The organism is Niabella soli DSM 19437 (genome assembly GCF_000243115.2).
Taxonomy (GTDB): domain Bacteria; phylum Bacteroidota; class Bacteroidia; order Chitinophagales; family Chitinophagaceae; genus Niabella; species Niabella soli.
On record NZ_CP007035.1, the window covers coordinates 4,047,286 to 4,061,555 of the forward strand.

The window sequence follows — 14,270 nt, forward strand, 5'->3', positions numbered from 1 at the left end:
TGCCCCGTGTTCGATTTGATTTATACAAACAAGATTTTTCTACAAACGTTGGCTTCTTTGAGGAAGAGAACCGATCTGGTTTCATTGGAGCGACGTGATCCGGGCGAGCAACACCTCTCAATCCTGTTGAGATGAGGTCATTGGTAAACAACGTAGGTATCTCTGCCCCATCGGGGCAGCCGGTCGGTAGCGAATAAGATTACACGGAGTATTGCGGCCCGTTAGGGCCGCATGGTGGCTACCTCGATTCATAAACACTAAGAAGGATGGGGTCCTTCGACGTATCAATAATCTTTTGCAATTTTTTCAGGAAGCCCCTGCTTACCATGGGGCAGCCGTCGCTCTGGCAGATCTCATAAGCTACTTCTGTTTCCGGCACACACTCATAAGCATGCAACACCACATGACGTTCCAATGCGTTATTATTAGTGCTGTCCATACCATACAACGTATATGCAAGCCCGAACCGCCCGTAGTAAGGTTTCCCTATTTTATAATTTCCAAGCGAAGTACACATCCCACCCGGGTTGTTGCTGTATCTTCTTCCTTCCAGCCACTTTTCACCGCATCGCCCGTGGGCAACCAGGCCTGCGCCGATGAGGCTGTCCTTTTTAAGATCATAAACGAAAAAGCGGTTTTTTGAGGACGGTAGTTGCATATCTGCTATGAAAACTACAGTACTATTATAATGCCTTTCGGCAATAATTTTTTTTATTGATGCAAGTCTTACCGCAGTGGGTTTATAGGGCACAATAGCACCTGAAGAAGGTTCCGGAGTTTCTGAATAATGTATAGCCTGAGGTCTTGATATAGCCGATTTATAATAGTAAAAACCACAGGCAAGCAACAGGATGCCAAGAGCGACAATTATTTTATTCATGCAGGAAAGCTATTTACGGATAGACGTAACGGGCTGTGGATTCCATAAATAGTAATTGATTTGGTCGCTAAAAGCGACAGCAGAAGGCTTCGAGACCAAAAGTCTCGAAGAGCATAGCAACATAATGTTGCAGGTAAGTATAACGACGCGAAAAACGTCAGACGTTAAACGTCAAACCAGAGACCTGTAACCAGTAACTTGTAACCGTGCGTTAAAACTCGTGGCCCAGTTTCTCTTTCTTCGTGCGCAGGTATTTTTCGTTATGCTCGTTCGGCGTAATTACAATGGGCACACTTTCCACAATTTCCAACCCGTAGCCGTTCAGGCCGATCCGTTTGCGGGGGTTATTGCTCATCAGGCGCAGCTTGGTTACATTCAGATGCCGTAAGATCTGTGCACCCACGCCATAATCGCGCTCATCCATTTTAAAACCCAGGTGCAGGTTGGCTTCTACGGTATCCATGCCGTTTTCCTGTAATTTGTAAGCCTTCAGTTTGTTCATTAAACCAATGCCGCGGCCTTCCTGGTTCATATAAAGGATAATGCCCTTCCCTTCCTGCTCTACCATTTGCATGGCTTTATGCAACTGGTCGCCGCAATCGCAGCGCAGGGAGCCCAGGATATCACCGGTAAAACAGGAAGAGTGCACCCGTGTGAGTACCGGTTCGTCCTTTTCCCATTCGCCTTTGATCAGGGCCAGGTGCTCGTTATTGCTGTTTTTATCTTTAAAAGCCACCAGGGTAAAATCGCCATATTTGGTAGGCATGTTTACACGTACGATTTCTTCGATCAATGAATCGCGCTTCAGCCGGTATTCGATCAGATCTTTTATACAGATCAATTTCAGGTTGAATTTATTTTTTACCTCGATCAGGTCTGGCAGACGGGCCATGGTACCATCATCATTCATGATCTCTACCAATACAGAACCATAGGGGTAAGGGAAACCCGCCAGGCGGGCGAGGTCCGTAGCCGCTTCCGTATGACCCACACGGCGTAATACGCCGCCTTTTTTAGAGCGGAGAGGGAAAATATGCCCGGGACGGCCCAGATCGTCCGGGTTGGTAAAGGGATTATTCAGCGCCTCAATGGTCTTGGCCCGGTCGGATGCCGAAATACCGGTGCCGCAGCCGTTACCCAACAGGTCAACCGAAATAGTGAAAGCGGTTTCATGCAGTGCCGTATTATTGGTAACCATGGGCGAAAGCTTCAACTCGTCGCAGCGCTCTTCCGGCAACGGGGCACAGATGAGGCCCCGGCCGTTTTTTGCCATAAAATTCACAATTTCAGGTGTTATGGTTGCCGCGGCGGTGATAAAATCCCCCTCATTCTCACGGTCTTCGTCGTCCACTGCTATTACCAATTGCCCATTCTTTATGGCCTCAATAGCCGCTTCTATAGTATCAAACATATAGTTTATAAATATTTATGCAAAGATAACAAATGTGGGGACGTTATAGTTCATGGTCAATGGCTTCATTGCCAGTAGTTCATAGTCAATGGTCAATCAATGAATTATCAATATAAAATATTCAGGGACTATCCGTTCAGATGCTTTTTACCCCAAACAAGAAATGAAAAATAAGAAATAAGGAACGAAAAAGGGATTTGCATCAGGTTAGAAATTTCCATTCCCCAAACCCGATTTACTTTAATATTTCTTATTCAATATTCTTTATTCTACATTCCCCGCCCCTTGTTTTGACACTATTTTATTGACCTGCATCAAGATTCTAATTTGTTAAGGAGCTGGTTACAATTTGTTAACATTGGGAAAGAAAATGTTAAAGTTTATTGCTTTTCTTTGCGCCAATATCAAAATGTAAACTATGATTAAGAAAATTTATTTACTATTAATTTTCGCCCTCTCCTCTACAATTTTAATTAACGCCCAGGTTACCACCAGTAGTATTACAGGTAAAGTAACGGATGCTTCGGGGGCAGGTTTGCCCGGAGCCACTGTAATAGCCACTCATGAACCATCAGGGACTGTTTATAGTGCCACAAGCCGCTCCGGGGGATTGTTTGATCTGCCGGGGTTAAGGATCGGCGGGCCCTATACGGTGAAAGTGTCTTATGTTGGACACAATGAAGAAACGGTTAAGGATATTTCCCTGCTTTTGGGAGAGCCGTTTCAGTTAAATGTGACCCTGACAAATAGTGCCCAGGGGCTTTCAAATGTAACGGTTACTGCTAGCGCCAGAAAAGGGGCTACCCTGAAAACAGGAGCCAGCACTGTTGTAACTACCGCTCAGTTATCTTCATTACCCACAATAAATCGTTCTCTTTCTGATTATACCCGGGTAACACCCCAGGCAAATGGAAATGGATTTGCGGGAAGGGATGGCAGGTATAATAACCTGCAGGTTGACGGTGCTAATCTGAACAACAGCTTTGGTTTGAGCAGTGATTTTACTCCCGGAGGGGGAGCCTCTCCCATATCAGTAGATGCGTTACAGGAGGTTTCTGTAAATATTGCCCCTTTTGATGTACGTCAGTCGGGCTTTACAGGTGCCGGGATCAACGCAGTTACCAAAAGCGGTACGAATACATTTCATGGAACCGCGTATCATTTTTTCAGAAATCAAAACCTGATGGGTAAAAAAATTAATGGGCAGGAACTGACTAAAACGCCGCTGAGCAACAAGATTTATGGGGGAAGTTTAGGCGGGCCTATTATCAAAAATAAATTGTTCTTTTTCGTAAACGCAGAATACGAAACCAGATCCGTTCCGGGAATTACATTTGTAGCTACCGGATCTAATAATTCAGGAACGAAGTCTAATACAAATATTAATGATCTGAAGGCGGTCTCTGATTTTGTTAAAGCTACTTATGGATACGACCCGGGCGTATACGACGGCTTCCCAAATTTTGATTCCAAAAACACGAAGATCCTCGCAAAACTCGACTGGAACATCAACGCAAAACACCGGTTGACTGCTAAATACACCGATTTAAACGGCAGTGATGTTAGCCCGTTAAATGGAAGCAGTGTTCCTCAAAACGGGAATATTTTTGTAACCGGTCAGTCATCATCGTTATCCAGGCTTCCCAATAACCGCTTCAGCACGGGCTCAATGGGATTCTCTAATTCTAATTATGGAACGAATCATATTGTCAGAACCGCTTCATTAGAATTAAACAGCAGGTTTAGTAACAAGATCGCCAACCAATTCATTGCTACCTACACTAAAACGAATGATACAAGAACCGCTCCCGGCGGGATTTTCCCGACAATTGATATTTTCAACGGACAGGGACAGAACTATATCAGCCTGGGTACCGATCCGTTTACCAGGAATAACATACTCGACGGTAAAGTTTTAAATTTTACAGACAACTTTACTTTATATAAAGGGGCGCACACTTTTACCGCCGGCTTGACATATGAATACCAGCAGATCCGTAATATGTTTATGGGTGGTTCGAACAGCCATTACGTATTTGACAGTTTGGGCGCGTTCCTGAACCAGCAGCAACCCCGATATTATGGTTATACCTATTCGCTGGTGCCGGGGGAATCAGCGGTGTACTCTGCAGACCTGCAACTGGGGCAATTGGGTGTATATGTACAGGATGAGTATCGGGTAAATAATAACTTTAAACTTACCTACGGTGTCAGGGTTGATAAGCCGATCTATTTGCAAGACCCTATTGGAAACCCTGCCATCGATGCGCTTTCGCTGCCCGACGCAAACGGAAATATGGTTAATTATAATACCGGTAAATGGCCCACAAGCAAACCCATATTTTCTCCTCGTGTAGGATTTAACTGGGATGTAATGGGTGATAAGTCCCTGGTGGTACGGGGCGGTACCGGTTTGTTTACCGGCAGAATTCCTTTTGTGTTTTTAACAAACATGCCTTCTAACAATGGTATGTATCAGAGCTCGGTTTTCTTTAACACAAAAAGACAACTCGACTCGCTGGGAATTACCAAATTTGATCCCAACCCAGATGCCTATGCATCTAAATTTACAACAACGGCCAGCAATAAGGTTCCGGGAAGTTTTGTTGTAATTGACAAGAACTTTAAATTCCCTTATGTATGGCGTACCAATATTGGCGCCGATAAGCAATTTGGCAATGGGTTTACCGCTACTGCGGATCTGATCTTTACAAAAGACATTAATGCAGTAGTAATGCGGAATCCTAATTTAAAAGCACCTACCAACCAATATACGGGGCCCGATAATCGCTTCTATTACCCCGGAGCAGCACCCACTTATTACAGCGGAATAGGGACGCCTATTGTGTTAGAAAATACAAAGAAAGGATATGCGTTCTCCGCCACCGGACAGATCTCAAAAGCCTTTAGAAATGGATTCTTTGGATCTATTGCCTACACCTATACAAAAGCTGAAGAAGTAAGCCCCAACCCCGGCAGCAGGGCTTCATCCGCCTGGCAGGCAATAGCAAATGTAAACGGGCCCAACGATCAGGTTTTAGGCGCCTCTCAATATGCTATACCCCACCGGATCGTTGCTAACGCATCTTATAAAATTGAATATGCGCAGCATTTTGCCTCTACTTTCTCGTTGGTGTACCAGGGCAGCAACCGGTTCCTGATCAATTACCTGACCTCAGGATCTGTAGTGCGGGATGGTAATGCAGAGTTGATGTACATCTATAAATCCGGGGCTGATGTTCCCTTTGTTCCTTACACGGTAACCGACAAAGATAGTAAAGGCAATGTACTGGCTACAAGAACTTATACGGTAGATGATCAGAGGGCCGCCTATGATAAATATATTGCAAGCAGCAAATACCTCTCAGATAACAAAGGGAAATATGCCGGCAGGTACGGACAGACTGCACCATGGTATCACCAGATCGATTTCCGGTTCCTGCAGGACTTCTTTATTAAAACTTCGGGAGGTACCAAACACAACCTGCAGTTTAGCATGGACATCTTTAACCTGGGCAATTTAATTGCCAATAAGTCAAAGAATTTCGGATACCAGCAAACTACAACTATTACGAATCCGCTGATATATAAGGCTCCTGTTAATCAGGCCCCCACATATACCTGGAGTGAATATAACAAACAACTGGTAACAACCCCGTTCCAGGTAGATTACAATACTAACAATCTTTGGTATATGCAACTTGGGTTGCGGTATACTTTCTAATTACAGAGCGGCAACGTTCTTTTTTAAACCGGCTCCGGCCGGTTTTTTTTGTGCATTGTTGCATCTAATTGAGTTTGCGCGTTCTACGGTATAAATTTCTTATGAAACCCTTCTTTTTATACGCATTGCTTGCCCTCATTGGCACCCTGTTTATTTCATCCTGTAGTAAAGAAAAAGAATTTGGAAAAAGTGCTTATGGCAAATGGGAATTAAAAACGGTTGTGTCTTTTTACCCGGCCCAGTTCAAACAATACGCAACCGGGAACGGCAATTACCTGGAACTCACCCAAACCGGTACATTGAACAGATATGAAAATGGACAGCTCGTTCTCTCCACGCCCTATTCTATACAAAATAAAAAGTTAACCTGCACCCTCAACGGGAAAGGAAGTTACTGGGCGCTGGTATATGATAATACAGAAGAGGAAATCGCCGTTCAAGCTGACACCCTTACTTTGTCAACACCCCGCTGCTGGGCAGACGGTGGTGTTACCACCTATGTTAAAGTTCGTTAATTTTCCCGCAGTAGACCGTTTTATTAACCCATAGAAGAGAGGAGCGGAGGATGCGGAAAGCGCCTTGCTCCGTAAAGCTCCGGGCACTCTGTGTCGCTCCTCTGTTGTCTGTGGTTATATTGCCGGATTTTGCTTTGAACTTTGTAAAAGAATGTCTACTTTTAATAGCGCACCGGCTCGCCTTTAGTTGTTGTGTCGAACCGCCGCCCTGGATAAATGAAAAATACAGCAATCGCTATGCAGGAAAAGTGCCCTCACTGTAAACAATTTTTTCAAATAGATAAAGCTACAAAATGGCTTATTGACCGGGCTGTTCAAAACAATCTGAAGGATATAATAATCAATTGTACTGTTTGCAATAAACAGGTAACGCTGGCGCTTCGGCAACCGGCATCAGGGGCTGCAGATGAGAAAAATAAATACATTGGCCCCTGCAAAATAAATAGTGCAGCAGAGGTGCCCCACAACGATAATAAAACACTACATCCCCCGGAAGTAAACGTAGTTGGCTGGCAGCAACCCAATAGATACCTGGTTACGGTCGCTTCCGCGGTAAATTTCTTGTCGGGCACCATTGCACAAAACGAAAGCGAGTTGCTTTGGGAGGTACACTCCAGCGCAGTTCCTTCCGACCAGATCCTGCTTAAGCAGCTATCTAAAAAAGTGATTGCGCAGGATAGCCAGATGAAAGCATTCTCGACAATCCTCGATATTGCCAATGAGCCGGCTACGGCGTTGCATTTCAGGATCAATGCAGAAGGCTGTTTAACAGCGCTGCTCAATGCCGGAGCCATTCAAAAACAGTGGAACGGTATAAAATTTGCGCAATTACAGGAACATATTTTAAATAACCCCTGGCTGCCGGAAGTGATAAAAGGGTTTGATGAAGAGTATGCGGATTTTTTGAAAAGTGTTCAACGCAATCCATTGTATTACCTTTTCTTTTTGCCCACTGGAAAAATGGAGCGTGATTGCAGGGAACCCCGGTCATTGGGGGCAAACTGGCAGCGGTTATCGCAACTGTTTGCACCCCACTTTGTAGATTTTGCCCCGTATTATACTACTGAAGTGGGGGCCGGGCATGTCGATGTGCATCTTCAAACCAGGGCGGATACCCAGTGGCTGATGCCGGAATTTGAAAAACTATTTCAGGAGAAATATGCTGCGCCAACGCAATTGCCTTTGGCGTATAATTTTTATCTCGAAGGGCAGTACCGGTTTTTGGATAAAGGGTTGTTGCAAAATGGGAAAATCCTGATAAAAGAACAAGCCAATGATCATTTTTTCACAACGAATCAATATACTTTTAACCTGTTAAACGAATAATACCATGGGGCAGCTATATGTACCTGAAGGAACATGGGTGTTGTGCAGTGAAGGTAAAAAGATCGCGCGCATCCAGGTCAGCAGCCAGGCTACCATAAGGATCGATGGTGGCAAACTGGCGGCCACTGAGGCCGACCGTTTTGATGGCAACTTTGTCTGTTTCAAAATGGTAGCAGCCGGTGCGGTTATTGGCGCCGTGGTGGGCGCTGCCGTAGTAGCCAGCGGCGGCAGTTTGCTGGCCGTTGCGGCCGCAGGGGCTGCAGGAGCGGCCGCCGGAGCTGGTGTGGGCGGAATAGTAAGCAGCCTGCCCAGCATCTGCAGCCTGCTTTGCAAACCCTCTGACTGGACGGTGCTGCATCCGGAGGCAAGGTTTAGCGGTAAGCGCGCCTTGTTGCAAAAAGCCACGCTGAGTTGCCTGCTGGGCGGCACCGTGTCTATGAAGCTGCCCAATTACCAGGAAAGTATTGATATGGGACTGCTGGCTGGTGAAAGCGTATATAAAGATCCGGATAAGGGAGAAGCCTCCGATGATACGCCCTATCTTACACAGGATGAAAAAGACATGATCAAAAGCTATCACCGGCTGAGCGATAAAGAAAAACGGGCATTGGGACTAAATCCTAAATTATTTGGCGATCCGTCCGTATCTGATTACCACGCCGATTTATATAAAAAGGATGGGAAATATGTGCTGGTATTCCGTGGTACACAGAGTTTAAAAGATGCGGTAGAAGATGGGAAACAAGGAACAGGGATGAGCTCAGACTATTATAATAAGTCGGTACAGTTGGCTAAAGAAATGAAAAAAACAGGATTATTTACCAGTCAAAATACAATTATTACCGGCCATTCACTGGGTGGTGGCATGGCCGCCACAGCCGGTGGCGCTACCGGTTTTCCTACCTATACCTACAATGCGGCCGGAGTGCATGATGCCACATTGAACCGAAACAATATACGTCGTTCCGATATGCAGCAGGTGCAGGCTTATAATTCTAATAACGATCCGTTGAATCAGGCACAGGATCACCGCGAGATGATCCTGGGAAATATGGGTTGGTTTGGCGGCGGGGTGATGCTTACCGGCGGCCTTCCACGGGCTGCGGGCCAGCGTATGGAACTGGACACAGGTAAGTTCGTATTACAGGGGCAAAGTGGCGGTCATGCGGCTATTAATGCGGTGCGGGTACTAGAACAGGAGGCGAAAAAAAGCGGCGGTCAAACAGTTGTCGCTAAAACACAATAATTAAAAGCCCGTCTATATGATTAAATCTATCATTATCATTTCATTATTCTTAAATGTCGGATGTATGTCAGGTGTAAAACAGGATAACAATAAGGGACCAGTCAGAGAACAGGATAAAATGAAAAAAGACAACCCTCCCGAAAAATTCTTTAAAGGGGAGGATTTAAAAATGGCGACTGCTATTTATAAAAACGATAATCAGACAATAGAGAACCTGGTGAAGCAGGAACATTTTAATGTAAATGGAAGAGGCAGCGTCATTATCCCAAGTTATTCACCCACAGACACCGTTCGGTATACTTATCTGAATTATGCAGTAGTGATCGGGGCCTTGCCCGCTGCAGAAAAGTTATTGCAGTTAGGTGCAGATGTAAATCTCGTTGCTGTTAATGGAGGAGGCTATAATGCCAACATAAATATGGCTTGCAGCAATCGGAATAAAGAGATGATACGGCTCTTGATTCAATCTAAAGAGAACCTGAACCCGGAGTTTTGCGACTCACCGATTAATGATCTGCTAATTGGAAATGCTGATAAAAGTTTAATTGATTTATTGCTGAACAGTGGAGCGAATATAAACTATCAGTCCTACGTTGGCGGCGGAGTGGCTGTTTCAACTGCATTAAATCTGGACAAGTTTGATTTTGTAAATTATTTTCTGGATAAAGGCGCTGATCCTTCTATTAATGAATATTCCGGCACCAGTTTGGCTTTGGAAATACAATCGGAATTAGCCGAAGGCAGACTTGCGGCTAATGGTTTGAAAGAGTATACCCAGCTAAAGGAACGACTGATAAATCAGTTTCATATAAAATTCCCTGTAAAAAGAGAGTATCGAAAAGGGCAGGAAGCTTGTATTAAACGATATGAAAACCTTTCGCAGGCGGATAAGGACTTCCTGGGGAAAGACGAGGCCGAGAGAATAAATTTATATAAAGAAAATCTTTCTAAAAATATTACGATAACCGGCCAGTCGATAGACAGTTTTGAAGCGGCAGGTGTACAATAGTAAATCCAGGTATACAGTGGATAAGGAAGCAACACAATTCATAAGCCGCTGGGGAAAACATAAGGGAGTGGCTGGTTGTATTAAATACATAGTGCGCTACTTTTTGATGGGATTAATAGCGAGCCCGCTGGTATTGACATTGCTCAATAAGGATATTTGGAAACAACTTAAAGAAAGTGGATTGAAGGAGAGTTTCTTGCCTATAGCATTTTTATGCTTGATTTTTTCAATTTTCCCCGCCATTGCCGCGGGCCTTATTATCTGGAATAAGAACAACAGGCGACACAAATTGCTGACGGTAAACGCAGGCAGATACAAAAGTGCAAAAAGACACAAAATCTTAGAAAATGCCAAATGGCTGGCGAAGGATAAAATATGGTACAGGGCGATTGAGCTCAGCATATTTCCTGCTGTGCCTGTTGCAGTACTTTCATTTAGTCTTCTTTTGGTCTATAATGCTCCACCCTACTATTTGTATCCTTTTTTTGCCTGCTGCGCACTGCTGGCTTTCCGGATAATTTATGAAATAATCCGGGTATGTTTGAGACGAGGGAATAATCGCAGGTCGACAGTGCCAGGTATTGTAAAAACAATATTTATAATATTAAGTTCCCTGGTTGTATTATCCTTGTTAAACCTGTTTTTTATTAAAATAAATATTTGAGCATGTGGTGGTACGCTGCAGTTTCGCTGTTGACGTGTTGATTCTAAGCAAAATAAACCGCCCATGATCAATTCCATAACCTCAATCTTCAGGTGTGCATAAAAAAAATTGCAAACCCGGACAAATGGCCGTAATTTTGGGACAAATAAATAAAATGAAATCGCCCAGGCAAAAACGTAAATCTCCTAAAGAGCAACCTGCTAACGTATTGCAGGAGCCTGCTGTGGCCTACGGTATTGCCCAAAGCCGCCAGGTCCGCAATTCATTATCCTTAATGGGCCTGGCAGATATCGCTGCTTATAAAACCATTCAAAGCACAACAGATTTCATCGAACGCATACGGGAGGGGCTTCCCAAAAAGGCACTGGATCATCTTTCTGAAATAGCAGGGCTCACTGATATTGAAATGGCTGGCATCATCCATACTTCTGACCGAACCCTGCGTCGCTACGCTGCTTCGCAAAAACTAAACGCAGAACAATCCGAGCGTATTATAGAACTGGCAAGGTTATATACAAGAGGTGCGGATGTATTTGACGATATCGAATCTTTTAAAATATGGATGGCTACACCCGTTGATGCACTGGGAGGTAAAAAACCTAAAGTTTTTTTAGATACTTCCATGGGCATAGAATTATTAATGGAAGAGCTGGGGCGCATAGAGCAGGGTATTTTTGCATAGGGTCTGCCTCCGGCAATTGCTGATTGAATGAGTAGCCTCTAACGCTAAAGGAATGAAAGTATACCGGATTAGTAAATGTAATTATATTGACGATCTGAGCGGTGCGGGTGCAGCGCGCTTTTCAGGACGCTGGCATTCGAAAGGAACTTATATTTTATATACTGCGGCTTCAGCAGCTCTCGCGATGCTGGAAAGCATCGTGCATATTACGACCCTTGTTAAACCGGAACTTTGCATCGTTTGCCTCGACGTTCCGGAAGAAAAAATACAGACCCTTTCACTTGCGCAACTTCCCAATCAATGGTTTGTAAACCCTTCGCCCGATGTATTGAAAAGCGTGGGCGACAGGTTTGTAAAAGAAGGCATATACCTGATGCTGAAAACGCCTTCTGCCATAATGCCCGAAGAACATAATTACCTGATTAATCCTGCGCACCCTGATTTTAAAAAAATAAAAGTGATGTATAGCCGGCAGATCCGTTTGGATGAGCGGTTATTCAAAAATTAAAGAAGCTTTAAAAATTTCCCGGGCAGCTTTTATCTTTGCCCAATGCAGGGTAATGGCATTACTATTTACACAGATGGTTCCTCCCGCGGCAATCCGGGCCCGGGCGGTTATGGCGTTTTATTAATGTATGGTAAGCATGTAAAAGAATTATCGGGCGGGTTTAAAAAAACGACCAATAACCGGATGGAGCTGCTGGCGGTGATAGAAGGGCTGAAGGCATTAAAAACGGCCGATATCCCCGTTACGATTTATTCCGACAGCCAGTACGTGGTAAATTCCGTTACAAAGGGATGGCTGAATAACTGGATACGGACGGATTTTAAAGGCGGGAAAAAGAATAAAGACCTGTGGACAGCATACCACCAGCTTGCGAAACAATTCCAGATAAAATTTGTTTGGGTAAGGGGTCATGCCGACAACCCGTATAATAACCGTTGTGATATATTGGCCACAACCGCAGCGGATGGAAAACATCTGGTTGTGGATGCGGGGTTCGAGGGGTAAACGCTTAAGGCGCAACGCTCAATACTGATACAAACAACGGACCTGTAACCTGTAACTAGTAACTAGTATCCGTTAGCACTCCGGCAGGCTCAGCGGAACGTGCACGGCCAATCCTCCATCAGCCGTTTCCTTATATTTAAAATTCATATCCTGCGCGGTGTCCCACATCGTTTTTATTACTTCATCCAGGGACACCCGGGCAAAGTCCGGCGTGCTTTGCAAGGCCAGTTGGGAAGCGGTGATCGCCTTAATGGCGCCCATGGTATTGCGTTCAATACAAGGTACCTGCACCAGACCCCCGATCGGGTCGCAGGTCATGCCCAGGTGGTGCTCCATGGCAATTTCAGCCGCCATCATAGCCTGCTTCTGTGAACCGCCAAGCGCTTCCGTCAACGCTGCGGCAGCCATTGAAGAAGATACGCCAATTTCAGCCTGACAACCGCCCATAGCGGCGGAAATGGTTGATTCTTTTTTAAAGATACTTCCGATCTCAGCAGCCGTCATCAGGAATTTATTGATCTTTTCCTGGATATTGGATGCGTCCGAGCAAAAAATAAGGTAATAATGCAATACTGCGGGTATGACGCCGGCGGACCCGTTGGTGGGAGCCGTAACCACACGGCCGAAGGAGGCGTTCTCCTCATTTACCGCCAAGGCAAAACAACTGACCCAATCCAGCGTATAACGAAAGCTGCTGCCGCCATTCCGGATCCCGGCAATCCATTCCTCATAATTAGCGTAAGCTGCGCCGCCGATCAATTTTTTATTTAGCGAGGCTGCCCGTCGTCTTACGTTCAATCCTCCAGGTAAAATACCGGTTTGATGGCACCCCCGGTAAACGCAGTCGCGCATGGCCGCCCATATTTTCTGTAGCCCTTCATTGGTGGCGGCTTCGCTGCGCCAGGCCTGTTCATTTTCATTGACGATCTCGCTGATGCTTAGCCCTGTTTTAATACACCAACGTAACAGATCGTCTGCATTGTCGATGGGAAAAGGCAACAGTACATCATTGTTTAAAACGGTGTTTTCGCCTTCTTCTTTCACAAATCCGCCTCCAATAGAATAATAGGTTTTGGCAATAGCTTCACCATCCTGCAGTGTCGCCAGGAACGTCATTCCGTTAGAATGATAGGGCAGTGTTTCTGTATAAAGAAATTCAATGGCAGCATGCGGATCAAAGGAGATCTCCTGTACGCCTCCAAGCAATAATTTCTTTGTTCCCCGGATCGCAGCAATAGTGGAATCGATCTTGTCCACCGCAAAGCTAACCGGGTCATAGCCACAGAGGCCCAGTTGTACGGCTATATCCGTACCATGGCCCATACCTGTTTTGGCAAGGGATCCGTAAAGTAGTATGCTGAGCTCCCGCACTTTTGCCAACTGCGCGCTGTTTCGTAAAAATGCTAAAAAACGCTCTGCCGCCCGCCAGGGACCCAATGTATGAGAGCTGGAGGGCCCAACACCAATTTTCAACATATCAAAAACCGAGATCGGTTCGTATTGCATAAACAGAATTTTAGAAGCTAAATTACGGTAAAGCAGGGTATTTCACGCGGCGGCGCAGAGGAGCGGTGACGCGGGGGCGCAAAAAAAGGAAATGTTACTTTGATCGTGAAAAGTCAAATGATAAATGTGAGTTGCTCACGTCTATCGTTTCCCGTCTCCCGATATTTGGTGTTGCACGCAAGGACGCAAAGGAGCAAGGACGCAGGAGCATTTTAAAAATGAAGTGTTGCGTTAATCGTGAAATGTCAAACGGCAGACGTGAATCGCTCACGGCTGTCGTTTCTCGTTTTTCGAT

At 45.1% G+C, this 14,270-nt stretch carries 11 protein-coding genes; 8 read left to right on the top strand and 3 right to left on the bottom strand.

Annotated features, from left to right (window positions below; translation table 11 throughout):
* Positions 1-238: 238 nt before the first annotated feature.
* Complete coding sequence (locus NIASO_RS19980; RefSeq protein ID WP_025299089.1) at positions 239-880, bottom strand: murein L,D-transpeptidase catalytic domain-containing protein; 642 nt, start codon at positions 878-880, stop codon at positions 239-241.
* Positions 881-1,091: 211 nt separating this feature from the next.
* Positions 1,092-2,291, bottom strand: coding sequence for a bifunctional 3,4-dihydroxy-2-butanone-4-phosphate synthase/GTP cyclohydrolase II (locus NIASO_RS17020; protein ID WP_008587982.1), 1,200 nt, complete (start codon positions 2,289-2,291; stop codon positions 1,092-1,094).
* A 418-nt stretch (positions 2,292-2,709) separates the two neighbouring features.
* Between NIASO_RS17020 and NIASO_RS17025 the strand changes: the two genes are divergently transcribed.
* From NIASO_RS17025 to rnhA, 8 genes are all read left to right on the top strand, one after another.
* Positions 2,710-6,015 (top strand): TonB-dependent receptor, encoded by a 3,306-nt coding sequence (locus tag NIASO_RS17025; protein WP_008587983.1) that lies wholly within the window; start codon positions 2,710-2,712, stop codon positions 6,013-6,015.
* Between the two features lie 101 nt (positions 6,016-6,116).
* Entirely contained in the window at positions 6,117-6,530 is a 414-nt protein-coding gene (locus tag NIASO_RS17030; RefSeq protein ID WP_008587984.1) for a hypothetical protein, read from the top strand.
* A gap of 216 nt (positions 6,531-6,746) precedes the next feature.
* A complete protein-coding gene (locus NIASO_RS17035) occupies positions 6,747-7,856 on the top strand; it encodes a hypothetical protein (RefSeq protein WP_025299090.1) in 1,110 nt (369 codons plus the stop codon).
* Positions 7,857-7,860: 4 nt separating this feature from the next.
* Positions 7,861-9,102 (top strand): DUF4280 domain-containing protein, encoded by a 1,242-nt coding sequence (locus NIASO_RS19810; protein WP_008587986.1) that lies wholly within the window; start codon positions 7,861-7,863, stop codon positions 9,100-9,102.
* 64 nt (positions 9,103-9,166) lie between these two features.
* A complete protein-coding gene (locus tag NIASO_RS17045; RefSeq protein ID WP_008587987.1) occupies positions 9,167-10,111 on the top strand; it encodes an ankyrin repeat domain-containing protein in 945 nt (314 codons plus the stop codon).
* A 788-nt stretch (positions 10,112-10,899) separates the two neighbouring features.
* The gene (gene parS, locus NIASO_RS17055; RefSeq protein ID WP_025299091.1) at positions 10,900-11,457 is read left to right on the top strand and encodes a type II RES/Xre toxin-antitoxin system antitoxin; all 558 of its coding nucleotides are present in this window, start codon (positions 10,900-10,902) and stop codon (positions 11,455-11,457) included.
* A 52-nt stretch (positions 11,458-11,509) separates the two neighbouring features.
* The gene (locus NIASO_RS17060) at positions 11,510-11,965 is read left to right on the top strand and encodes an RES family NAD+ phosphorylase (RefSeq protein WP_008587990.1); all 456 of its coding nucleotides are present in this window, start codon (positions 11,510-11,512) and stop codon (positions 11,963-11,965) included.
* Between the two features lie 42 nt (positions 11,966-12,007).
* Complete coding sequence (gene rnhA / locus NIASO_RS17065) at positions 12,008-12,469, top strand: ribonuclease HI (protein ID WP_008587991.1); 462 nt, start codon at positions 12,008-12,010, stop codon at positions 12,467-12,469.
* Positions 12,470-12,541: 72 nt separating this feature from the next.
* Here the strand turns inward: rnhA and NIASO_RS17070 are convergent, their stop codons facing one another.
* Positions 12,542-13,975, bottom strand: a complete 1,434-nt coding sequence (locus tag NIASO_RS17070; protein WP_008587992.1) for an L-serine ammonia-lyase — start codon at positions 13,973-13,975, stop codon at positions 12,542-12,544.
* Between the last annotated feature and the right edge of the window lie 295 nt (positions 13,976-14,270).